The sequence below is a fragment of the Oceanobacillus sp. FSL W7-1309 genome (assembly GCF_038002145.1).
GTDB lineage: Bacteria > Bacillota > Bacilli > Bacillales > Amphibacillaceae > Oceanobacillus > Oceanobacillus profundus.
Genome location: NZ_JBBOBX010000001.1, coordinates 658,079 through 682,510, shown reverse-complemented (window position 1 = coordinate 682,510; position 24,432 = coordinate 658,079). Strand labels below are relative to the sequence as shown.

At 38.4% G+C, this 24,432-nt stretch carries 25 protein-coding genes; 24 read left to right on the top strand and 1 reads right to left on the bottom strand.

Going from position 1 to position 24,432, the window contains the following annotated elements; all coding sequences use genetic code 11:
• Positions 1-7 precede the first annotated feature (7 nt).
• The 6 genes from NST46_RS03120 to NST46_RS03095 all read left to right on the top strand — a co-directional run bounded on the left by NST46_RS03120 (position 8) and on the right by NST46_RS03095 (position 6,479).
• Positions 8-1,003 (top strand): alpha-ketoacid dehydrogenase subunit beta, encoded by a 996-nt coding sequence (locus tag NST46_RS03120; protein ID WP_095308045.1) that lies wholly within the window; start codon positions 8-10, stop codon positions 1,001-1,003.
• Positions 1,004-1,015: 12 nt separating this feature from the next.
• Positions 1,016-2,338: a dihydrolipoamide acetyltransferase family protein gene (locus NST46_RS03115; RefSeq protein WP_251661142.1), complete on the top strand. Its 1,323-nt coding sequence runs from the start codon at positions 1,016-1,018 to the stop codon at positions 2,336-2,338.
• 13 nt (positions 2,339-2,351) lie between these two features.
• Positions 2,352-3,731, top strand: coding sequence for a dihydrolipoyl dehydrogenase (gene lpdA, locus NST46_RS03110; protein ID WP_341136760.1), 1,380 nt, complete (start codon positions 2,352-2,354; stop codon positions 3,729-3,731).
• A 121-nt stretch (positions 3,732-3,852) separates the two neighbouring features.
• Positions 3,853-5,784: a fructose-1,6-bisphosphatase gene (locus NST46_RS03105; RefSeq protein ID WP_341137314.1), complete on the top strand. Its 1,932-nt coding sequence runs from the start codon at positions 3,853-3,855 to the stop codon at positions 5,782-5,784.
• A 205-nt stretch (positions 5,785-5,989) separates the two neighbouring features.
• Positions 5,990-6,166 carry a hypothetical protein gene (locus tag NST46_RS03100; protein WP_158586190.1) on the top strand — a complete coding sequence of 59 codons (177 nt, stop codon included), beginning with the start codon at positions 5,990-5,992 and terminating at the stop codon, positions 6,164-6,166.
• Positions 6,150-6,479, top strand: coding sequence for a type II toxin-antitoxin system PemK/MazF family toxin (locus NST46_RS03095; protein ID WP_341136759.1), 330 nt, complete (start codon positions 6,150-6,152; stop codon positions 6,477-6,479). Before NST46_RS03100 ends, NST46_RS03095 begins: the two co-directional genes overlap by 17 nt.
• Before the next feature lie 120 nt (positions 6,480-6,599).
• On the opposite strand, the gene ric is transcribed toward NST46_RS03095, so the two are convergent.
• Positions 6,600-7,298 (bottom strand): iron-sulfur cluster repair di-iron protein, encoded by a 699-nt coding sequence (ric, locus tag NST46_RS03090; RefSeq protein WP_341136758.1) that lies wholly within the window; start codon positions 7,296-7,298, stop codon positions 6,600-6,602.
• Positions 7,299-7,511: 213 nt separating this feature from the next.
• Between ric and NST46_RS03085 the strand changes: the two genes are divergently transcribed.
• The 18 genes from NST46_RS03085 to NST46_RS03000 all read left to right on the top strand — a co-directional run bounded on the left by NST46_RS03085 (position 7,512) and on the right by NST46_RS03000 (position 24,392).
• The gene (locus NST46_RS03085) at positions 7,512-8,516 is read left to right on the top strand and encodes a LacI family DNA-binding transcriptional regulator (RefSeq protein ID WP_095308056.1); all 1,005 of its coding nucleotides are present in this window, start codon (positions 7,512-7,514) and stop codon (positions 8,514-8,516) included.
• A 17-nt stretch (positions 8,517-8,533) separates the two neighbouring features.
• On the top strand, positions 8,534-9,091 hold the full coding sequence (hxlB, locus tag NST46_RS03080; protein ID WP_095308058.1) for a 6-phospho-3-hexuloisomerase: 558 nt from the start codon (positions 8,534-8,536) through the stop codon (positions 9,089-9,091).
• A gap of 16 nt (positions 9,092-9,107) precedes the next feature.
• Positions 9,108-9,746, top strand: coding sequence for a bifunctional 4-hydroxy-2-oxoglutarate aldolase/2-dehydro-3-deoxy-phosphogluconate aldolase (locus NST46_RS03075; protein ID WP_341136757.1), 639 nt, complete (start codon positions 9,108-9,110; stop codon positions 9,744-9,746).
• A 29-nt stretch (positions 9,747-9,775) separates the two neighbouring features.
• Positions 9,776-10,801, top strand: a complete 1,026-nt coding sequence (locus NST46_RS03070; protein WP_251661134.1) for a TRAP transporter substrate-binding protein — start codon at positions 9,776-9,778, stop codon at positions 10,799-10,801.
• A gap of 21 nt (positions 10,802-10,822) precedes the next feature.
• Positions 10,823-11,308 carry a TRAP transporter small permease gene (locus tag NST46_RS03065; protein WP_303449855.1) on the top strand — a complete coding sequence of 162 codons (486 nt, stop codon included), beginning with the start codon at positions 10,823-10,825 and terminating at the stop codon, positions 11,306-11,308.
• Positions 11,308-12,594 (top strand): TRAP transporter large permease, encoded by a 1,287-nt coding sequence (locus tag NST46_RS03060; protein WP_095308065.1) that lies wholly within the window; start codon positions 11,308-11,310, stop codon positions 12,592-12,594. The genes NST46_RS03065 and NST46_RS03060 overlap by 1 nt, the downstream gene beginning before the upstream one ends.
• A gap of 32 nt (positions 12,595-12,626) precedes the next feature.
• The gene (rpiA, locus tag NST46_RS03055; RefSeq protein ID WP_341136756.1) at positions 12,627-13,292 is read left to right on the top strand and encodes a ribose-5-phosphate isomerase RpiA; all 666 of its coding nucleotides are present in this window, start codon (positions 12,627-12,629) and stop codon (positions 13,290-13,292) included.
• Positions 13,293-13,315: 23 nt separating this feature from the next.
• Complete coding sequence (locus tag NST46_RS03050; protein WP_251661129.1) at positions 13,316-14,266, top strand: sugar kinase; 951 nt, start codon at positions 13,316-13,318, stop codon at positions 14,264-14,266.
• Between the two features lie 16 nt (positions 14,267-14,282).
• Positions 14,283-14,903, top strand: a complete 621-nt coding sequence (hxlA, locus tag NST46_RS03045; protein ID WP_341136755.1) for a 3-hexulose-6-phosphate synthase — start codon at positions 14,283-14,285, stop codon at positions 14,901-14,903.
• Positions 14,904-15,247: 344 nt separating this feature from the next.
• Positions 15,248-15,889 carry a GntR family transcriptional regulator gene (locus NST46_RS03040; RefSeq protein WP_251661125.1) on the top strand — a complete coding sequence of 214 codons (642 nt, stop codon included), beginning with the start codon at positions 15,248-15,250 and terminating at the stop codon, positions 15,887-15,889.
• Between the two features lie 197 nt (positions 15,890-16,086).
• Complete coding sequence (locus tag NST46_RS03035) at positions 16,087-16,491, top strand: thioesterase family protein (protein WP_095308127.1); 405 nt, start codon at positions 16,087-16,089, stop codon at positions 16,489-16,491.
• Positions 16,492-16,506: 15 nt separating this feature from the next.
• Positions 16,507-17,646 (top strand): Leu/Phe/Val dehydrogenase, encoded by a 1,140-nt coding sequence (locus NST46_RS03030; protein WP_341136754.1) that lies wholly within the window; start codon positions 16,507-16,509, stop codon positions 17,644-17,646.
• Positions 17,647-17,737: 91 nt separating this feature from the next.
• Complete coding sequence (gene pdhA, locus NST46_RS03025; protein WP_251661123.1) at positions 17,738-18,814, top strand: pyruvate dehydrogenase (acetyl-transferring) E1 component subunit alpha; 1,077 nt, start codon at positions 17,738-17,740, stop codon at positions 18,812-18,814.
• A gap of 1 nt (position 18,815) precedes the next feature.
• Positions 18,816-19,811, top strand: a complete 996-nt coding sequence (locus tag NST46_RS03020; protein WP_095308077.1) for an alpha-ketoacid dehydrogenase subunit beta — start codon at positions 18,816-18,818, stop codon at positions 19,809-19,811.
• A 14-nt stretch (positions 19,812-19,825) separates the two neighbouring features.
• Positions 19,826-21,097: a dihydrolipoamide acetyltransferase family protein gene (locus tag NST46_RS03015; protein ID WP_341136753.1), complete on the top strand. Its 1,272-nt coding sequence runs from the start codon at positions 19,826-19,828 to the stop codon at positions 21,095-21,097.
• A 33-nt stretch (positions 21,098-21,130) separates the two neighbouring features.
• Positions 21,131-22,567 carry a Na+/H+ antiporter NhaC gene (gene nhaC / locus NST46_RS03010; RefSeq protein WP_341136752.1) on the top strand — a complete coding sequence of 479 codons (1,437 nt, stop codon included), beginning with the start codon at positions 21,131-21,133 and terminating at the stop codon, positions 22,565-22,567.
• Between the two features lie 232 nt (positions 22,568-22,799).
• Positions 22,800-23,459 carry a GntR family transcriptional regulator gene (locus NST46_RS03005; protein WP_341136751.1) on the top strand — a complete coding sequence of 220 codons (660 nt, stop codon included), beginning with the start codon at positions 22,800-22,802 and terminating at the stop codon, positions 23,457-23,459.
• 12 nt (positions 23,460-23,471) lie between these two features.
• Positions 23,472-24,392 (top strand): hydroxymethylglutaryl-CoA lyase, encoded by a 921-nt coding sequence (locus tag NST46_RS03000; RefSeq protein ID WP_341136750.1) that lies wholly within the window; start codon positions 23,472-23,474, stop codon positions 24,390-24,392.
• Positions 24,393-24,432 lie beyond the last annotated feature (40 nt).

Genomic DNA, 24,432 nt, shown 5'->3' with positions numbered 1-24,432 from the left:
GATTTTAATGAGAGAGATAACTTATTTAGAAGCTGTCAGAGAAGCAATGAGTATTGAAATGCGTAAAAACGACGATGTGTTTTTAATGGGTGAGGATATTGGTGTTTATGGTGGAGCATTTGGTGTATCACGTGGAATGATTGAGGAATTTGGTCCGGAACGTATCCGTAATACACCGATTAGTGAAGCAGGAATAGCAGGTGCAGCAGTAGGTTCTGCATTAACGGGAATGCGCCCGATTATGGAATTACAGTTTTCGGATTTTATCACAATTGCACTGGATCAGATTGTAAACCAAGCTGCGAAATTACGTTATATGTACGGTGGAAAAGGAAAAGTTCCAATGGTTGTTCGAACACCAAGTGGCTCTGGAACAGGAGCAGCAGCACAGCATTCACAAAGTTTAGAAGCTTGGGTTACCCATATTCCGGGATTAAAGGTAGTACAGCCATCAACTGCATATGATGCGAAAGGGTTACTGAAAGCAGCCATGGATGATGATAACCCAGTTATTTTTTATGAACATAAACTATTATATAAAACAAGCTCGGAAGTGCCGGAAGAGGAATACAGCATTCCATTAGGAAAAGCAGAAGTGAAGCGTGAAGGAACAGATATTACAATTGTTGCTACTGCTATTATGGTTCATAAAGCACTAGAAGCAGCAGCGGAGCTAGAAAAAGAAGGAATCAGTGTCGAAGTTGTTGATCCGCGTACCCTTGTTCCATTAGATACAGAAACGATTATCGAATCAGTTGCAAAAACAGGGCATCTCGTTGTCGTGCATGAAGCGGTAAAACGTGGTGGATTTGGAGGAGAAATTGCCAGTATGATTGCTGAAAGTGAAGCATTTGACTATTTAGATGCACCAATCAAGCGATTAGGCGGTGTAGAAACACCGATTCCATATAATCCAGAATTAGAAAAAGCCGCCATTCCGCAGGTACCGGATATTGTAAATGCTGTAAAAGAAACGTTAACGAAAAAAGCTGTGGCCAAGTAAGGGGGAGCGGACATGTTAAAAGAAGTATTTATGCCGAAATTAAGTAGTACGATGGAAGTTGGTACCTTACTTGAATGGTTTAAAGAAGAAGGAGAGTCCGTTGAAGTAGGAGAACCTTTATTTGAAATCATGACGGACAAAATCAATATAGAAGTAGAGTCCTATGAAGAAGGAATTTTGCTGAAAAAATATTATGATGTGGAAGATGAAGTTCCGGTAAATGAGATTGTCGCATTCATCGGGGAGGCAAATGATAAGGCACCAGATAATCCGCCAGCAGCAAGTAATGAGGAACAGGTGGAAGAAGAGACTGCAGCAGAAAAAGCAGTTTCACAGGAGGAAGCTGCAACGAGTGGAGCATCAATCAGTAAAGTACGGGCTACTCCTGCAGCAAGAAGGGTAGCTCGAGAAAATAACCTGTCCATAGAAATCATTCAAGGAACAGGTTCAAATGGTCGTATCCATGAACAAGATGTCATAGCAGCACTAAACACGGATTCTAGTAAACTTGTAACCCCTCTAGCAGCGAAAATTGCAGCAGACCAAGGCATTGACCCTGATTCTATTCAGGGAACAGGTGCGAGAGGGAAGGTCGTTAAACAAGATGTGTTAGGTCAGCAAAATACTTCAGCTCAAGAAACAGGAGAGCTGGAACGAATCAAATTAAAAGGTCTTCGTAAAGCTGTTGCGGATAAGATGTTACAAAGTGCACGCTCTATTCCACATGTAACGTTAACAACAGATGTCGATATGTCAAAAGCCATCGAGGTACGTAAGGCATTACTGCCAACAATCGAAGCGCAAACTGGCTATCGGGTATCCTATACAGAAATTATTATGAAAGCTACTGCAAGTGTACTGAAAAATCATCCAAGAGTGAATGCATCCCTTATTGATAATGAAATTGTTATGAATCAAGCAATTAATCTAGGATTGGCAGTTGCTGTTGAAGATGGATTGATTGTTCCTTCTGTACCAAACGTTGACAAAGCAGGTCTGGCAGAATTAACAACGCTAAGTAAAGGGCTTGGGACGAAAGCGAGAAATAACAAACTGACACCAGATGAAATGCGAGGAAGTACGTTTACGATAAGTAACTTAGGAATGTATGCAATAGATGGCTTTACTCCAATTATTAATGCACCAGAAACAGCAATTCTAGGTGTTGGCAGAATCGTAGAGAAAGCCGTAGTGATTGATCACGTTGTTGAAGTGCGACCAATGATGGTATTAAGTCTTTCTTTTGATCACCGAGCAATTGATGGTGCACCTGCTGCAGCCTTCTTAACAGAGCTAAAAGAACGTTTAGAAAATCCATGGACATTATTGGTATAGGGGGCTGGGAGCAATGCAAAAGTTTGATGTAGCAATCGTTGGTGGTGGACCTGGCGGTTATGTAGCAGCCATTCGTGCAGCAAAGCAAGGACTAAATGTCGCTTTAGTTGAGGGAAGAGATTTAGGTGGGACATGTTTGAATAGAGGATGTATCCCATCGAAGACACTATTAAAACATGCGGAAGTACTAGATCAAATTAAGAATGCACAAGCGTTTGGCATCACCGTAAATGATGTTTCCTATTCGATTGAAGCAATGGTAAAAAGAAAAAATACGGTTGTAAACACGTTGAAAAATGGAATCAAAGGATTGCTGAAACAAAACAAAATTAAGGTTTTCGAAGGCTATGGCGTCGTATCAGAAAATAAAACAATAATTATTTCTTTAGCTAATGAAAATACGACCATTCTAGCAGAAAATATTATACTTGCAACTGGATCCAAACCATTTGTACCTCCGTTACCTGGTTTAGATGAAGTTTCTTACCATACAAGTGACACGATTTTTGATATTGAAGAGGTCCCATCTAAGCTGGTTATTGTAGGTGGAGGTGTAATTGGATTAGAAATTGGGTGTATTTTTAATCGCTTGGGTACAGAGGTAGAAGTTGTCGAGATGGCTGAAAGTATCATCCCGAATGAAGACGAAGATGCAACGAAATTTCTAACAAAGCAATTGAAAAAAAGCGGCATCTCCATTCATACAGGAACGAAGATTACCGGGTTTAAACCGAATAACGGAAAAACAATTGTGGAGATGGAAAAAAATTCGAAGAAACAAATGATTGAAACAGATAACGTTTTAGTTGCAGTTGGAAGGGAACCAAACGTAACAGGAATCGAAGACCTTCCTATTGCGTTTGAAGGGAAATTTGTAGATATAAATCAATCCATGGAAACGTCAATCTCTGGAATTTATGCGATTGGTGATTTAGTTGGAGGCTACCAGTTAGCGCATGCTGCAAGTGAAGAAGGAATCAGGGCTGTTAAACATATCGTAGGACAGGAAGTTCATGGAGAAGCAATTATCCCGCGTTGTGTCTATTCATTCCCGGAAATTGCAAGTGTAGGTTTAACAGAAACGGAAGCAAAAAAAGCAGGATATCAGGTTAAAGTTAAAAAAGTCGATCTTGCTGCCAATGGAAAAGCAATTACTGCCAATGAAAACAATGGCTTCATGAAAATAATTGCAGATGAAAAATACGGTGAAATTCTTGGTGTTGTGATGGTTGGTGCTCATGTAACAGAGATGATTAGTGCAAGTACTGCGTTTATGCATTTAGAAGGTACGGTAGAGGAAATTGAAAGTATGGTTTTCCCGCATCCGACCGTTTCAGAAGCATTGTTTGAAACCGCAGCAGCGTGGATGGGAAATGGTATCCATTATAATTAAGAGATAAACGAAATAAAACGGATAAACCAAAGACTAGCAATTCATTTCTGCTAGTCTTTTTGGTATAGTAGTTGCAATAGCTTATATCTACATAAAATGACTTCAAGAGGGGATGGATATGTTGAAGGAGAAATTCTTAGACTTATTGGCACAGAAATATGATAGTGAAGAAAAAGTAGTTACAGAGATTATTAATCTGGAGGCCATCCTCGATTTACCAAAAGGAACAGAGCACTTTGTAAGTGACTTACATGGGGAGTACCAAGCCTTTCAGCATGTATTACGAAATGGTTCCGGTAAAGTGAAGGAAAAAATCAGGGATATTTTTAAACATGAATTATCGGAAGAAGAAATTAATGAATTCGCGACATTAGTCTATTATCCGGAAGAAAAACTGCAATTAATACGGGATCAATTTGACAATAATCAAGAATTAAATGCATGGTATTCCAAAACGATTGATCAGATCATTCGGCTCATTCCCTATGCGTCTTCTAAATACACTCGATCCAAGTTACGTAAAGCATTACCGAAGCAATTTGTATATATCATAGAAGAGTTGCTTTACAAAACTGATGAATATACAAATAAAAAGCATTACTATTCCAAGATTGTCCAAAAAGTAATTTCACTTGGTCAGGCGGATAAACTCATTATAGGTCTTGCCTATACGACGCAACAGTTAGTTGTCGACCATCTTCATGTAGTGGGGGACATTTATGACCGTGGTCCTGAACCAGATAAAATCATGGAAGCGCTTATCAATTATCATTCCCTGGATATACAGTGGGGAAATCACGATGTACTATGGATTGGTGCTTTTTCAGGGTCGAAGGTTTGTCTAGCTAATATACTCCGGATCTGTGCGCGGTATGACAATTTGGATATTATTGAAGATGTGTATGGCATCAATCTTAGACCACTTTTGAATCTTGCAGAGAAGTACTATGAGGACAATCCTGCATTCAGACCAAAAAGACATTCCAATAAACAGCAATCCGCAGAAGAACAATTACAAATCACCAAAATACATCAAGCAATCGCAATGATTCAGTTTAAACTCGAGATGCCAATCATAAAACGACGTAGTTACTTTAATATGTCGAAAAGGCTTTTACTAGAAAAAATCGATTATGAAAACAATGAAATTACGATTCAAGGAAACACCTATTCCTTGGAAAATACTTGTTTTGCAACCATTAATCCAGACCAGCCTGATGAATTATTGGAGGAAGAAAAACAAGTAATGGATAAGCTATTATTTTCTGTCCAGCATTCAGAAAAACTAGCAAGGCATATGGAATTTTTAATGAAAAAAGGCACACTTTATTTAAGATATAATGGGAATTTATTAATACATGGCTGCATGCCGATAGATGAAAACGGGAATATGGAAAAAATGGTTATTGAAAATAAAGCATATGCAGGTCGTGAGCTACTTGATATTTTCGAGCAATATTTGCGATATTCTTTTGCAAACCGCGAGGTAACCGATGACCTTGCAACGGATATGGTTTGGTATTTATGGACTGGAGAATATTCCTCCCTTTTTGGGAAAAGGGAAATGACTACCTTTGAAAGGTACTTTATTAAGGATAAGGCTACACACAAAGAGAGAAAGAACCCATATTATTATTTGCGAGAAAAGGAGGAGATTTGCAGAAGGATTTTAGAAGAATTTGATCTTGATCCAGATCAAGGTCATATTATCAATGGCCATACACCAGTGAAGGAGATTGACGGAGAAAATCCGATCAAAGCAAATGGTAAAATGATTGTCATTGACGGCGGCTTTTCAAAGGCTTATCAACCAACAACAGGAATTGCGGGTTATACATTACTATATAATTCGTTCGGCATGCAATTGGTTGCCCATCAGCATTTTAGCTCGAAGGAAGATGTTTTGCGAAATGGTAATGATGTGCTGTCTGTAAGACGATTAGTAGATAAAGAGCTAGAGAGGAAAAAGGTGTCCGAAACGAATGTTGGCGAAAAGCTGATACAGGAAATTAATATGTTGAATAGTTTGTTGAAGTACAGGTATATGAAGTGAAGGTAATGCACTTATAAATACACTATTGACAGGGAATATAAAATGAAAATACACTCATTACTACTGATATCAGTGGTTGTGGGTGTTTCTTGTTTTGTCCGTGAGCGTGTATGGTAACTTTTATCGTTCAGTCATTGCAGGAATATAATGACTACAGTACAATTAAAAGTGTAAAATTTACTTTAGTAAGGAGGAAAAGGATAAAGTGTCTGCGGAAGAGAAGATTATTGAGGAAATTGAAAAATTGCCTAAAGAAACGAAAAAGCATGTATTAAAAAAGCTTCATGAAAAGTATTTTACTAAGCATGAAGTGTTTGTAGCAGATGAAAACTATGATTTCTGGCTAAATGAAAAGGATGAGGAATATGAATCCGATATATAGTCAGGGTGATGTATGGCTAGCAAAGGTATACTTTAAAATGCAGGAGCAATTTAAGCATCGACCAATTGTTATAGTAGGTCGGGGTATCACGATTGATATTGACATAATTATTTCTCCTATAACAAGTAGTGAACCAAGAAATGAGTTCGATGTAATCATTCATTATTGGAAAGAAGCCGGATTACGACACCTTTCAGTTGCTCGCACGACAAAGATTCATGCGGTACCTCGATCATCATTGATCAAAAGAATTGGATCTCTACATGAATATGACCTTCAAAGAATTCTTCAGAAGTGCAGAACACTTTTTTAAACTTCAAACGTTTATCGGCCACTCTTTTAAAGGGTAGACTAAAAACATGACTTCTAGTAGTTTTATTGGGTACACATGAAAAAAAAGAGATCGGAAGTCAATCACTTCCGATCTCAAATTTTATGATTTAATCCGTTTAAACAGTACATTATTTTCTAAGTGAACGTGCTGGAATGTATCTGTTTCTAACTCAGCTAATCGTGCATACGTTATTTGATAGGAATTGCAAGCTCCAGCCGGAGGGAGGAAATCATTTGTAATTTCTCGCATTCTTTTTAAAATGTTCCCCTGTGATTCGTGCTCATCCTCTAAACCACCATTCGCTATATGAATCTGCTCTGCAAGCTCTTGACTTGGATTTTTTTCATATTCCTTAACCAACGGAAATACTTCATTTTCTTCTTTGACCATATGTGCTTCCATATCCACTTTAAAATCATTATATAATCTGTGCAGTTCTTGAAGATGGGGATGAGCATCTCCATGTACACGAAAAATTTTGGTTACAAACTGTCCTAATGGAGAAAGTTCTTCATTTAAATAAGCATGGTGTTTGTGGACAATATGATCTACTAATTCGGAAAGTGGCACCCGGTCCCAATCGATAACTTCATGATCTTCTTTACTCCAGATTTCAAATGCTGTATTCAATTCTGATAGAACGGCTACTTCATCCATGTTTTTTTCAGTAAATACTGTACCTAATGGGCGATCTCCACCACAGCAAAAGTCGATACGTCGTTTCTTGAATAAATCACTCGCTTTTGGAAAAACCTTCACGATTTCTGCTGGTGTATGCTCAACTGTAAATGAATTCATAATATGACCTCCTATTTATCAATCTATCTTTATGATAAATGAGGTTGTTCGTTTTTTCTGTGATGGAAATCACATGGATTAAGATTATCCGATCAATTTAATTATATTCTAATAAAATAAAAATAACCCCTTGTAAAACGCTTACAACTATTATATACTTTTACTAAATCGGTTTACTAAATCGATTTAGTAATGAATTTTAGGAGCAAACAGATGAAAAAGACGACAATAGCTGATGTTGCAAAACATGCAAACGTATCAAAAAGTACAGTATCTCAATATCTGAACCAGCGCTTCGACTATATGGGGGAGCAAACAAAAGAACGGATTGAAAAGGCAATTGCTGAGTTAAAGTACAGTCCCAATATTTTGGCAAGGGGTTTGAAGCAAAAATCTTCCACAACAATTGGTGTTATTGTAGCGAATATTTTACATGTGTTTTCCACACAAGTTATCCGAGCTATTGAAGATTTTTGTAATGAAAAAGATTTCCACGTTATTGTTTGTAACGCAGATGATGACCCGGTTAAAGAAAAACGGTACATTGAGATGCTTCGAGCAAAACAGGTGGATGGGATCATTGCCTTTCCTACTGGAGAAAACGTTGAGTTATACAAAGGAATAATAGAAGAAAATTACCCAGTAGTTTTTATGGATAGATTGATTCCTGGGATTACCATTAATACGATTTTACTGGATAATGAACAAGCAGCATTTTTAGCGGTTGATGAATTTATAAAAAAGGGACATGAGCGTATAGGAGTGGTTTCTCCTCCATTAACGCAAAACGTTACGCCAAGATTTGAACGTATGGAAGGGTATAAAAAGGCATTAGAGAACTATGGCATCCAGTTTAATCCAGATTATATTCAAAGTGGAGAGATAGAGGAAATGCACAGGAAATTAAAGCAAATGATGTGTTTGCCTGTGCCTCCAACTGCAATACTTGCAATAAATGATCGTACGTTAATTGAAATATTAACGTACACAAAAGAAGAACAGCTGCGGATACCAGAAGATTTGGCATTAATCAATGTCGATGATGTATCTTTTGCAGGCATTTATAATCCAGCACTGACAACAATAGCCCAGCCGGCATTTGAAATGGGAAAAAAGGCAGCGGAAGTTCTTTTTGATTTGATGCGTGACAAAAATGTATCTGCCGATGCGAAAGTATATCGTTTTAAACCAGAGCTAATCGTAAGAGAATCTTGTTAAAGAAAGGTTGATCAGCCGTGAAAAATATAATTAACACTGTTGCATTAGAAGTGAAGGAAGTATTGGAAAAAACCGATTTCAATGAATCAATGAAACTTGCAGAGGAAATTGATCGTGCCAGTCGGATATTTATAGCGGGAACAGGACGATCAGGACTAATTGGCAAAGTAATAGCTATGCGATTAATGCATAGCGGCTATCCAGTATATGTTATTGGTGAGACGATAACGCCAAGTATCGGTTCGGATGATTTACTGCTCATTATCTCGGGATCAGGAAGTACCAGTTCACTTATAAATTATGCTGAGAAAGCAAAAGAGATTGATGCCACAGTTGCATTAGTAACAACAAATAAAGATTCGAAGATAGGAAGCATAAGTGATTATCTCCTTACCATTCCAGCAGCAACAAAGAAACGTCTGGACTCTGAACCACCTACCATCCAGCCGCTTGGAAATCAATTTGATCAGTCGGCACATTTGCTGCTTGATGCAATTGTTGTATACCTTCTGGAAAATAAGCCAGATAGAAACAGCCATGCAAGCTTAAATCAAAAACATACAAATCTAGAATAATAGGGAGTGTTCGTAAATGAATTTAGTAGAACAAATTCAGCAACATAAAATAGTAGCTGTTATTCGAAAAGCAGATGTGAACAACATTGTTCCGATTCTTAATGCTTTATACGAAGGGGGGGTCTACTCAGTCGAGATTACTGCAGAAACTCCAAATGTTTTGCAAGTAATTGATACCGCTGTCAAACAAGTAGGGGATAAAATAAATATCGGTGCTGGAACAGTACTTGATCCAGAAACAGCAAGATCTGTCATTATGGCGGGAGCGAAATTTATCGTATCCCCAACACTGAATCTCGAAACGTTAAAGTTAACAAATCGCTATGGAATTTTAAATATACCTGGAGTCCTGACGCCAACAGAAATTTTGACCGCTTATGAAAGCGGTGCCCAAATGGTTAAAATTTTCCCGGCAGATGCATTCGGACCAAATTATGTAAAAAATATCCTCGGTCCATTACCGCATGTGAAGGCAATGGTTACTGGTGGAATTACACTTGAAAACATAAATGAATACCTTTCCAAAGGAAGTACAGCAGTTGGAATTGGAAGCAATCTTGTAAATGTAAAACAACTAAAGACAGATGAAGATTACCTTCATTTAATACAAACGGCAAGAGCGTATGTAGAAAAGGTAAATGAGCTTGAAAGATAAATATCAATATTTATAAGGAGGCTTATCACATGAAAAATCGTAACTATACTTTTATTATGATTATTTTTATATCCATTGCTGCTCTATTGGCTGGCTGTAATACGGATGACGTAGAGGCAGAGGACGATGGAAAAATTAAATTGATTACAGCTCATAATCAGACATCGCCTGATAATCCATACCAGGTCGGTTTGCTGAAGTTTAAAGAAGTTGTTGAAGAAAAATCAGATGGGAAAATTGAGGTAGAAGTGCATGCCGGTACAATTGGTACGGAAGAATCACAGCTAATTGAAAAGCTGCAGCTCGGGGCGGCTGACCTTGTTGTTGTTTCACCAGGTCTAATGACACAAACGGGAATTCGAGAAGTGGATATTTTTTCTGCCCCATATTTGTTTAATAGCTATGATCACTGGTTAAGAGCAGTAGATGGAGAAGTTGGAGAAGAGATGGCAGCTATCATTAATGAAAAATCCAATAACTCTTTTAAACTATTAGGCTATTGGTCAGCGGGGGTTAGACATTTCTATGGAAAAGTTCCTTTGGAATCCGTAGATGATTTGAAGGGAGTTTCTCTAAGAACGCAAACATCTGGAGTTATATCTGATTTCTGGCAGAAGACTGGTGCAATTCCTTCATCTATCTCATGGGGCGAGTTGTATCAAGGCTTGCAGCAGGATGTTGTTGACTCTTCCGAAAACGCTTACCCATTTTTTGTGCAACAAGCACATCACACTACTTCCAATGGTAAGTATATAACGGAAACAGCTCATGATTATACAACAAGACTTGTCTTATTCAATGGTGAAAAATTTGATAACTTCCCAGAAGAATATCAAGAAATTATTTTAGATGCAGCTGAACAATCTGTAGTTGCTGAACGTGAAGCAACGAATGCACAGGATATTGAATATAAGGAAAAGGCCATAGATGATGGAGCAATCATCAATGAGATTGATAGAGAACCATTTATTGAAATTGCCCGGCCAATCTTGGATGACTTTGTAAAAGAAATTGAAGCGGAAGAATTACTGCAAAAGATAAGAGAACTAGAGTAAATAATCGAAGGAGGTCCTATCATGAAACGTTTCGTAAACGTACTTGAAAAAGTACAGATTATCACCGGTGTCACATTTCTATGTATATTCTTTCTCATCATTATGCTGCAAATCGTAACCAGACACCTTGGTATATCCGTTATTTGGACAGAAGAGGTAGCGAATTATTCCTTTATTTGGGGAATCTTTATGGGTGCTGCAGTAATGGTGAATCGCAGAGAACATTTTAATTTTGATTTCTTAATCCGAAAATTGAACGGAAAAAAAAGAATGTCCTTAAGTATATTCAATGATTTAGTTCTAATTGTTTTTAATAGTTGTATATTATTGCTCGGTTTGCAAGTTGTAACAGAATTTTGGAATTATACATGGGCAACGATACCAGAAATGAAGATGGGATATGTTTGGATTGCTATTCCATTAATGGCAGGAACGATGATTATTTATTCCGTGTCCCACCTAATTGATCATGTCCAGGCAGCTAAAGTGAAGGAGGTAAGTGAGTGATGGGATTTTTATTAATTGGTTTATTTCTTGTGTTAATGCTCATCGGTGTTCCAATAGCGTTTGTTATCGGGATAGTCGCATTGCTCGGTATTTTTGGAATCCCTTACACACCTGAAGCTACCGTGCCAATGTCCATGGTTAATGGACTGGATTCATTTGTGCTGCTTGCGGTTCCATTGTTTATATTAGCTGCAAATTTAATGAACTCCGGTAAAATCTCTGAAAAACTGATCAATCTTGCTTTAGCAATTGTTGGACCAATTCGTGGAGGACTTGCACATGCCAATATCCTTGTATCCATGATGTTTGCCGGTGTTTCAGGTGCAGCACAGGCAGACACCGCTGGGGTTGGGAAAATACTGATTCCAAGTATGCTCCGAAAAGGCTATGATAAGGAAACGGCCGTTGGGGTAACGGCAGCATCATCAACAGTTGGAGTGGTTATACCGCCAAGTATCCCAATGATTATTTTTGCAGGTCTGACCAATGCATCAATTGGAGCATTGTTCCTTGGTGGAATCATACCAGGAATTTTAATTGGCTTAGGAATGATGGTTTTCGTTTACTTCATGGCAATTAAACGGAATTACCCAAGGGATGCGCGTGTTGAGGTTAAGAAATTTATGAAATTATTGGTGGAGGCTATTCCAGCACTGCTCACTCCGATCATTATTATTGGAGGGATTATTACAGGCTTCTTTACTGCTACAGAAGCTGCGGCAGTTGCTTCATTATATACACTGCTTGTATGTATGTTTTACTATAAAACATTACGCGTAAAAGATTTACCAGGTATTTTAATGGATACCCTTGCATTAAGCTCCTTATCCTTGTTTGCCCTAGCAGCAGCAAGTGCGCTTGGAGAATTAATGAGTTATTACCAGCTCGGAACGCTTGCACAGGAGTTCTTTACGAATAATGTTGGAACAGAGTGGTTATTTATTATCATCGTGATTGCATTTTTCTTGTTTGTTGGGACGTTTATGGATGCGATTCCAGCAATGATTTTATTTGTACCTGTCATTCTTCCGACAGCATTGCAGTTTGGGATTGAGCCCGTTCATTTGGGATTGATTGTCGTTATTACATTGGCAATTGGATTGATTACACCACCATATGGGCTATGTTTATTGCTTGCTGCGAAGATTGGGAACATGTCCATTGAAAGGTCGTTTATAGCAGTAATCCCGTACATTGCAATTATTTTGGTCGTGTTGCTGTTTGTTGCCTTCTTCCCGGAAATCGCATTTTTTATACCGAAAATGATTAATCCTGGATTATTTTAGCAAAAGTTAAAGCCCTGTTAGGAGAGATAATGATGGAAGATAAACAGATGGCTGCTGAAGCATCTATACAATATATAAAAGATGGGATGACGGTCGGACTCGGTTCCGGCTCCACTGTCAATTTCATGCTTGAAAAGCTTGCTGAACGTATTAAAGAAGGACTTACAATCAAAGGTATACCTTCTTCGTTAAAAACAGAACGATTTGCGAAACAATTAGGAATTCCACTGACTGATTTTTCTAATACGACAAAGATTGATATCGCAATTGACGGAGCTGATGAAGTGGATCCGAACCTCCACCTTTTAAAAGGTGGTGGCGGGTCACTTGTCAGAGAAAAAATTGTTGATCAAGCAGCTGATAGGCTTATTATTATTGTGGATTCATCAAAGGCTGTATCTAAATTAGGAGACTCCCCCCTCCCAGTTGAAGTATTGCCATTTGGGTTTGAGGTGACAACAGAACAAATCGCCGCATTTGGATGTACTCCAGTATTGAGAAAAAGAGATGGTCAACCATTCATATCCGATAACGGAAATTATATTGTAGATTGTAAGTTTGCCAGTATTGAAGATCCACAAGCACTGCATGAGAAATTGAAACACATCACAGGAGTCGTCGAAACAGGTTTGTTTCCACAAATGGCTCATAATGTGATCATTGCAAGAGAAGGAAGGATTGACATTTTAGAAAGGTAAATGTCAAGAGGAGGCAGCTAAAAATGAATGATGTGATTACAATTGGTGAAGCAATGATTGCATTTAGCCCGCAATCAACAGGACCAATGAAGTACGTAAATATGTTTGAGAAAAAGGTTGGTGGAGCAGAGCTGAACCTAGCAATCGGCTGCTCGCGCTTAGGACTGAAAGCTGGTTATATTAGCAGATTAGGCAATGATGAATTTGGCAAATATATTTATAATTTTGCCCGTGGCGAAGGAATAGATATGTCACAGGTCAAATTAGTGGATGGATATCCCACATCGTTAAATTTTAAAGAAATTATGGAAGATGGAAATGTCCGAACGTTTTATTATCGTGATAAATCTCCAACATTAGCAATGCATCCGGAAGATTTGGATGAAGGCTATTTTGAAGAGGCAAAGATCCTCCATATAACAGGGATTTATCCGGCAATTGGTGAAATTCATATTGACGTTATCCATAAAGCAATCGAACTAGCGAAGAAGAACAATCTATTAATTTCTTTTGATCCAAATATAAGACTTCGGATGTGGAGCAAGGAAGAAGCAAGTCGTGTGTTAGCTGAAATCCTCCCCCATGTTGACATCTTGTTAGCAGGGGATGAAGAGATGGATATTATTATTGGTGAAAAGGATCCCAAAGCAATTATTGAAAAGACGAAGGAGATGGGGATTTCCTATATAGCTGTAAAGCAAGGTGAAAATGGATCTGTCGGCTATTACAATGAGGAAATTGTGGAAGCACCTCCTGTTAAAGCGAACAAGGTTGCTGATACGGTAGGAGCTGGAGATGGATTCAATGCGGGTGTGCTTTATGGAATCCTGAATAAGTGGCCGCTTGAAAAAACATTACAGTTTGCAAATACGATCGGTTCGATGGTTGTCGGTGTTGTTGGCGATAATGAAGGACTGCCATATTATGAAGATGTTCAAGGCAAACTCGGTGAAATTGAACGTATCGAGCGATAGAAATGGGGTACAAATAATGAAACTGCAATTAGCATTGGACAGACTTACTGAACATGAATGTTTTCGTCTGGTAGAAGAAGTAGAGGAATATATTGATATTATCGAAATAGGGACGGGTGTTATCAAAGAATATGGCATGGCGATTGTAAAGGAAATGCGAGCGCGTTATCCAGATAAGCTGATTCTTTCAGATATGAAAACATGTGATGCGGGCAGGCATGAAGCATACCAGGCCTTTAAAGCGGGCTCAGATATAATGACAGTTATGGCATTAGCTTCTGACTTAACGATAAAAGATACGCTGCAGGCAGGTGAAGAGATGGGGACTCAGGTAATGGTTGATTTGCTCGAAGTACATTCAAAGGACCGAATTACAGAGCTTGAACAGCTGGGTGTAAGTCTCATTAGCCTCCATGTTGGAAAAGACAAGCAATCAGAAGGCGGTTTTACAACTGATTTGTTTTCTCTAGTAAAGGAATCGTCTTTTAAAATAGCGGTTGCAGGGGGAATCAATTTGGAATCATTGTTTGAAATTGTTCAAGAGGAACCAGATATCATTATTGTTGGAAGTGCGATAACAGCGGCAGCTCATCCGAAAATTGTAGCTAAGGAAATGAAAAGGCTAATCAGTCGGTGAAATTTAATAGAAAAGCTAGTTTGCTATTATCCAAAAGAAGCTAGTTCGCTACACCATTTTAACACTGGATGTGGAGAGGGAAATTAAAATCTCGAATCGGGGAATCGATAGATAAAATGTGAAAAAATGGGCTACTGAGAATGTAGCTCATTTTTGTTGATTTATAGAATACAATCACGTAGCGTCTGTAATTCCAGTAGTCCTCAAATTTTTATCATAAACTGATAATGTGTACATCCAACTTCTATCCGTCCAGCATATTTTTGTGCTATATTAGTAGACGTAAACACTTACAATTAACTATTTTATATATGCAGAGTAGTTTAGCAGAAGGAGCTGTTACGATGGGTAAAATTATTAAGTCAGAATCCTTGCATTTACAAGCCTATCATTTGATTAAAGAAGCAATTATGGAAGGAAATTTAAAGCCTGCTGAACGTGTCGTAGAAGCTAAGGTCGCAAGTACGTTAGGGACTAGCAGGGGAACCGTAAGAGAAGCGATTCGTATGTTAACGCAGGATGGCTTACTAATATATAATGATGGGTTCGTAAAGGTGTATGAGCCAACAGTTGACGATGTTGTAGATATATTTCAGTGCAGGGAAAGTCTGGAAGTGTTAGCGATCCGTCTTGCTATTAAGAATCTGACCGATGAAGTGAAGGAAAGTTTAGCTCATAATTTACAGGAAACGAAAAAAGTGAAACCGGATTCTCCAGAACTTGGTCAGCTGGATCAGCAATTCCATACAATTATTACCGAAGCATCTAACAACGGCCAACTGATTAATTTGCTTGAAGTTATTAAAGTAAAAACGCATTATATGCGAAAGAGTATGGTCGGAGGATCGTTTTACCCTTCTTTTATTGAAGACCATGAACAAATTTATGAATGGATGCTTAAGGGGAATGAAGAAGAAGCAGCCAATCTAATGAGTGTCCATATTAAAAAGGCTCTGGAAGGTGTCTTGATGCATATCAAATCTTAATCCAATCAAAAATGGATTAAGATTTTTTATTTTATTATTTATTTTTGGTTGACAGTTAACTGTCGGGTGAATATAATTGGAAATGTAATATTTTGAAAATAATAAAGATGGTAAAAAGTTAGATGTTTTTTAACCTTATATGGACTTATTCAAACAAATATGCTGTCATTCAAGGCTTTGGGGAAAGGATGAAAGAAATGAAGGAAGGATTGAAAGTTGGGGATTGGGCCGTTCTTGAAATAGTAGTGACGGAAGATATGTTTGCTCAATTTGGCGACGAATTAGTACATCCCGCTTATTCCACCGCTTCCATGGTCTATCATATGGAATGGGTATCAAGAGATCTGTTACTTCCCTATCTGGGGGGACAAGAAGAAAGTGCAGGAGCAGCTGTAAAACTCAAGCATATCGCCCCATCAGCACTAGGTACGAAAGTTAAGATGGAAGCTGTTGTAACAAGTATTACCGAAAAACAAGTGATAACAAAGGTTATTGCTAAAAATGAAAACGGTATCATTGGTGAAGGGGAAGTAAAGCAGGCAATTCTGCCAAAAAATACGATGCAAAGCAAATTAAATGAACAATTGCAGTTAAACAAATAAATGGAGGTAGTCTTCTTGAAACAGCTTGAAATAGTCAAACCAATAGAGAAAAATACATTTGAAACAATAGCAAATCATGAACAAGTGATGTTCTGTAATGATCCGGCAACGGGACTTCAAGCAATTATAGCCATTCATGATACGACACTCGGTCCTGCATTGGGCGGAACAAGGATGTATCCATATGAAAGTGTTGATGAGGCACTGGAGGATGTTCTTCGATTGTCAGAAGGAATGACCTATAAGTGTGCAGCATCTGGTCTTGATTTTGGTGGAGGAAAGGCTGTCATTATTGGTGATCCCAAAAAAGATAAATCCCCTGCACTATTCCGCGCATTCGGACAATTTGTTGATTCTTTGAACGGACGTTTTTATACAGGTACAGATATGGGAACAACAACCGATGATTTTGTGGAGGCATATAAGGAAACCAATTTTATTAACGGAATTCCAGAAGCTTATGGAGGCAGCGGAGATTCTTCTATTTCCACCGCACGTGGAGTGATTCATGCCTTAGAGGCAACCAATGAATACTTATTTAAAAATAACGATTTAGGAACCAGAACATATGCCATTCAGGGATTAGGAAAAGTCGGTTATAAGGTGGCCGAACAATTACTGGAAGCTGGAGCGCAAATCTATGTCACGGACCTTAATCAAGATGTGTTGAGACAGATTAAAACAAAAGCAAAAGATACAAACGGTGAAATCCATGAGGTAGAGAGTAACGCTATTTATAATACGAATGCAGATATCTTTATTCCTTGTGCAATGGGGGCAATCATTAATGACCAAACCATTGGTCAGCTAAAAGTAAGAGCGATTGTTGGTTCAGCGAACAATCAGCTCCAAACTCTAAATCACGCAAAAACACTTCACGAAAAAGGAATTTTATATGCCCCGGATTATATTGTTAATGCCGGAGGACTAATTCAGGTTGCGGATGAATTATATGGTCCGAATTCTAAACGAGTACTTGTAAAGACAAAAGCAATTTACCGTTCGCTTTATGATATTTATCAGCAAGCAGAAATGGATGCGATTACAACAGTAGAAGCAGCAAATAGAAAAGTACGCAGCGTATTGGATGAACAGCGAAATCGAAACAATTTTTATTCTCGCAAGCGTAGACCGAAATGGAATATAAGAGAATAAATATTTAATTTTATATAAATAATCTAAAACCCTATGTGAACGAAAAGCTTACTTATAGAATCTAAAAATAAGAGTCAAAGAGGTGATGGACATGAAAAGAGACATCCAGGAAGAATTTCCAATGGTGCAAATCATGGACCAAAATGGAGAACTAATAGATAAATCATATCTTAATCAAATTGATCATGCATTAGCACAGCAATTTTACCGACAGCTAATCTGTATGCGGGCATTTGACCAAAAGGCAATTAACCTGCAGCGCCAGGGCAGGCTCGGTACTTACCCAGGCTTTGAAGGGCAGGAAGCAGCACAGGTGGGAAGTGCTCTAGCACTCGATGAAGATGATTGGATGTTGCCAACATATCGAGATCATGCGGCAAGTATTAGCTTTGGAAAATCTTATACTATTTTATCTTCATGGAATGGACGAGTGGAAGGGAATCTTCCACCTAAAGGAAAAAATATATTACCACCTTCTGTTCCAATCGCAACACAGCTGCCACTTGCAGCTGGAATAGCGATGGCAAATAAATATAAAAATTCTTCACAAGCTGTTATTGCTTATTTTGGAGATGGCGCAACTTCAGAAGGTGATTTTCATGAAGGATTAAACTTTGCTAGTGTATTTCAAGCACCTGTTGTCTTCTTTAATCAGAATAATCAATATGCCATTTCGACTCCAATCTGGAGACAAATGAATTCCAAGACGATTGCTCAGAAGTCAATTGCCTATGAAATCCCAGGTATTCGAATTGATGGGAATGACATTTTTGCAGCTTATTTTGAAACAAAAAAAGCATTAGAACGAGCGAGAAATGGGGAAGGACCAAGTTTAATTGAAGCCGTAACATGGAGGTATGGTGCCCATACCACTGCAGATGATCCGACGAAGTATCGTAATCAAAAAGAAGAAAATGAAAAACACCGTCAAAATGATCCGGTTACAAGATTAGAATTATTTATGAAAGCGCACGGTTATTGGGATGAAACAGTCGTAGAACAGTTAAAAGAGGAAGTAAAGGAAGAAATTGATAGGGCAGTAAAAGAGTTGGAGACGATGCCACCAGCGGATGTGAATGATATTTATGATTACATGTTCGAAAAACCGACATGGACGATTGAACAGCAAAAGGAAGAATATATGAACCATTTGCGAGGGGTGAGATGAGATGATAACGATAGCGAAAACGAAACAATTGACGCTTATTCAAGCTATCACTGATGGAATGCGTACCATGCTTAACGAAAAAGAAGAAGTCGTGGTATTAGGGGAAGATGTTGGAAAAAATGGCGGTGTCTTTCGGGCAACGGATGGCTTGCAGGAAGAGTTTGGAGAAAAGAGGGTTTTTGATACACCATTGAGTGAAGCAGGAATCATCGGATCCTCGATTGGGATGGCAATAAACGGACTGTTGCCAGTAGCAGAAATTCAGTTTTTAGGTTTTATTTACCCTGCATACGAACAAATTATGACACATGCGACGAGAATGCGCTACCGTACCAAAGGTGCCTTTACCGTACCACTTGTGATTCGTGCACCATATGGAGCAGGAGTACGTGCTCCAGAAATCCATTCGGATAGTATGGAAGCATTATTCACCCATATGCCAGGGATAAAAGTCGTTTGTCCATCTAATCCACATGATGCAAAAGGACTTCTTATTTCGGCAATAGAGGACCCAGATCCGGTACTATTTCTTGAGCCACTAAGATTATACCGTGCTGTCAGAGGAGACGTTCCAGAAGAAAAATATGAAATTGAAATTGGAAAAGGGAAGTATTTGCGAGAAGGAGACGATGCAACGGTGATTGCCTGGGGGGCAATGGTACCCGTTGCAATGAAGGCAGCCGAACAGGCAGCAGATAAAGGGATTAGCTGTGACGTCATTGATTTACGCACGTTGTATCCGATTGATAAAGCTATTATAGCCGAATCTGTGCAGAAAACCGGGCGCTGTGTCGTTGTTCATGAAGCTCCAGCAACCGGGGGATTAGGAAATGACATTATTTCGATTGTAAATGATACTTCATTTTTATATATGAAATCACCAATTGAGCGTGTCACTGGTGCGGATGTTCATGTGCCTTTTTGGGCTCTGGAAGAACATAATATCCCGACACCAGCACGTGTAACGGATGCAATTTATAAAGTGATTCATTTTTAAAGGAGGTGGAGTGAATGGTAGAAGTAAAATTACATGATATTGGAGAAGGAATGACAGAAGGGGATGTACTAGCTTATTTTATTCAGGAAGGAGATCAAGTTGAGGAAGATCAGCCAATTGTAGAATTGCAGACAGAAAAAATGGTTGCCGAGTTAACAGCGCCAGCCAAAGGGGTTGTTAAAAAAATATATATTGCTGAGGGAACGACTATCCCTGTAGGAACAACGATTTTGACGATTGAAGCAGAGGGTTCTATTGAGAAAAAAGAGGCTGCAGAAACACAAAAAGAAGAATCAAATCATTCTATACAATTTGCAGCAAGTGATAATGCAAAAAAACAAACGAAACCCGAAAAAATAAACGGGCCAACACGAATAAAAGCAGCACCATTTACGAGGAAGATTGCAAGAGAACTTGATGTGGATATCGAATTTGTAGAAGGAACGGGGAAATCTGGACGTATTACCGTAGAAGATGTTCAGCAGTTTGCTCAAAACAGAGAGAGCGCTGCAACAAAAGTCAAGCCTGCTGTTAAACAGTTAAGAAAGCAATTTTTTCAAGGGACAGCAGAAAAGCAGTCGGTCAGTGAAAAAGAGGAAACGGATATTATTCCGTTTAAAGGCAGGCGCAAACAAATCGCAAAAAAAATGACAACCTCCATCTTTACGATCCCACATGTTCATCACATGGAAGAAATTGATATGACTGAGTTACTGCAGTTCAGAAAAGAGATTAAGCCTCATGCCGATGTATCTGTTGCAGCATTTTTTATTAAAGCGCTCACGATAGCATTGAGAGAACATCCAATCTTTAATGCCAAACTTGATGAGAAAAAAGAAGAAATCAGATTGGAAAAAGGGGTTCATATGGGCATTGCAACGGATACGGAAGAGGGGTTAATTGTTCCAGTCGTTAAAAATGCGGATAATAAGTCAATCCGCATTATTAACAAAGAAATGAAAGAACTGATGAAGAAAGCAAGAGAAAATAGACTGACACCGAAAGAAATGACCGGAAGCACCTTTACGATCAGCAATGTTGGACCAATGGGAAGTATCGGTGCAACGCCGATCATCAATTATCCAGAAGTCGCATTAATGGCTTTTCATAAAACGAAAAAAATGCCTGTTGTAAACGAAAATGATGAGATCGTTATCAGATCAATGATGAACGTGACGCTCACATTCGACCACCGTGTTACAGACGGAGGAAATGCAATAGCCTTTACGAATAGGTTCAAGGCATTGCTTGAAAAACCAAAACTGCTACTAGTAGAACTCAGTTAATCTAACAACAAATTAAAATGAAGGAGATTCATTATGTTCCGAATTAAATCTGAGCAAATGCCGTCGTTGCCTGAGGCTATCCTCGTAATCTCAGCTATCATCGCTATTATGAGTGTCAGTATTATCTATTTTGAAGCTCCTCCACATATACCTTTAACGATTTCATTGTTAATGTTAGTTATTTATGGAATCATTAAAAAGATCCCTTATGAAAAATTACAGGAAGGTTTTTCAGAAGGGGCTACATCTGGAATGGGGGCCGTTTTTCTTTTCTTTATGATTGGTATTTTAATAGCTGCATGGATCTATAGTGGAACTATTCCGACTTTGATTTATGCTGGATTTGAATTAGTGACACCACGTTTTTATTATGCCATTGTTTTAATCGTAACCTCTGTCGTTGGAATTTGTGTGGGGAGCTCTTTAACAACGGTGGCAACAGTCGGATTAGCTTTTATTGGTATATCCCAGGCTCTTGATATTTCACTGGCAATCACAGCTGGAGCAATTGTATCTGGAGCATTTTTCGGTGATAAGATGTCTCCGATTTCAGATACAACGAATATGGCTTCCAGTATTCTGAAGGTTGATTTGTTTGACCATATACGATATATGATGTGGACAACAGTTCCGGCATTCCTGATTGGACTGGTGATTTTCGGAATTATATCACCGAGTATTTCAACTGCAAATTTCAGTGAAATGGAGTTATATCAGCAAGGGCTTTTGGGGACAGGGCTGATTCACTGGTATAATGCGGTCATTCCACTTGCTGTCTTAGTTATTTTCTCTATCTTCAAGGCCCCAGCATTATTATCGCTTACAGCTGGTGCAGTAAGTGCTATTCTTATATCATTTTTTCATGCTGTTCCTTCAATTGGTGGGTTACTGGGAATATTATATGGAGGCTATGTGTCAGAGACAGGTATTGAACAAATCGATTCTTTACTGACACGGGGCGGAATGGAAAGTATGTTTTTTACGATTGCAATCATTTTGCTAGCATTAGGAATGGGAGGATTATTGTTTAAGTTAGGGATTGTCCCAAGACTATTTGAAGCCGTGGAAAGAATGTTACGATCTGCGAAGTCAGTAATCACTGGCTCTGCTCTCCATGCTATCGGAGTCAATGTGCTGGTAGGGGAACAATATCTATCTATTCTATTAACAACAGAAACGTTCCAGTCGCAATATCAAAAACTCGGTTTAGCAAATAAAAATCTATCAAGAGTTGCAGAGGATGCCGGAACCGTAGTTAATCCACTAGTTCCATGGAGTGTGTGCGGTGTTTTTATCACAAGTGTTTTAGGAGTACCGACTCTAGCGTATTTGCCATTTGCTTTCTTTTGTTTGTTATGCCCAATACTGACGATTATTTTTGGAATTACTGGAAAAACGCTGACATATACGGAAGCTGCAGCAGTAAATCCTGTTCAGTTTGAATCAATTGAAGAAAGTAAGATGGGGTAATAGGTTTCAGGAAGATAATAAATAGAAGGGAGGAGCTGATGCTTCCTCCCATCTCTGCAAAGCACGCAAAAACTAGCTAAATATTCAAAAAATATTGACTGTAGATTATTCCATGTTTATAATGAAACTCAACTTAATCTATACTGAGAAATATTATAAAATATAAGAGTTAATTTATACATTTGCAGTTGATTGTATACACTAATTGAATTTTATGAAAAGGGTGAGGTAATTGACATTCATACTAGATACATCCAAGACACTTCAAGTTCAAGTGTATGAATATATGCACGACAAAATTGTAAATGGAAAACTGGGACCTGGGACACGAGTTGTGGAGCAACAAATTGCAGAAGAAACAGGGGTAAGCAGGAGTCCCATACGTGAGGCTATAAAGCAATTGAAAAGTGAGGGGCTTGTAGCAAGTCATCCCCGGGGCGGAGTGAGAGTTTTCAGGCCTACGAGTGATGATTTTAAATATTTATATGAGTGTCGTTTAAGTTTAGAGCCTCTGGCTGCATCACTTGCAGCTGAACGCAGCAATAATATACAGTTAACAGAAATAAATGAACTGCTTAGGAAAATGAAGGACATTATGGAAGCAGAAGATTTTGAGCATATGAAGAAGTTAAGTCGAAATTTCCATGATTTAATCTTGGAATGCAGTGAAAATCCTTTTCTCATCAAAATGATGAATCAGCTTCATTCCTTGATTCTATTCTACCGAAACATTATTCTTACAAAAACAAGCAGAATGGTAGAAGGCTTCTTTGAACATGAAGCAATCTGCTTAGATATTTTAAACAGAGATGCTAAATCTGCAGAGAAACATATGAGAGACCATATTCAAAAGGATTATAATTATTACTTGGAACAATATGGATACAACTAAATGAATTGGTAAATGATTCATTTACTTCATTATCATAAATCAAAAGGAGTGGATTTACACGTGAATTTCCCTGAAAAAGTAAGCATTCGCGACGTTACGTTAAGAGACGGTCTTCAAAATGAATCCGTTTTCATCGAAGCGGAGAATAAACTTGGTGGTTTAAATGAGATTATTGATGCTGGATTTAGACGTATTGAAGTTACTTCCTTTGTCCATCCAAAGTGGGTGCCAGCCCTTAGCGATGCTGATGAGCTGGCGAAGAGACTTCCTAAAATTCCAGGTATTCAATACGATGCTTTGGTTCCAAATATAAAGGGTCTCGAACGGTTTTTGAAGACCAATATTGATACTGCGGTTTTCTTCCTTTCAGCCAGTACGAGACATAATGAAGCCAATTTGAATCGGACGACAAATGAATCGCTGGTACATGTAAGTGATTTAATAAGCAAAACAAGAAGTCATAACCGAAAAACAATGGGGGCAGTTGCCACTGCTTTTGTTTGTCCATATGCAGGAGAGGTTCCTTATCAAGAAGTTGAACGAATCGTTACGACAATGGTTGAAAATGGCGTGGATGAAGTTGGTTTGGGAGACACCATAGGAAAAGCAACACCAAAAATGATATATGAATATTGCAGTCGTATTAAAGACAAGTATCCTGACCTGACATTAAGTCTGCATCTTCATGACACTTATGGGTATGCGCTCGCCAATATTATAGCAGGTATTCAATCAGGCGTTTATATCTATGATACAGCACAGGCAGGATTGGGCGGGTGTCCATATGCACCAGGAGCACCAGGGAATGTGCAGGCAAGTCAAGTAGTAAACTTTTTGGAAAGGCAGGGAATAGAGACTGGAATAGATATAGATAAGTTAAAAAATACGGATCAGATGTTTCAGGATATGGTAAAAAAGCAAACAAGTGTGTAATTATTTGTATACAATATCAGAATATTAAGTATTCAATGAG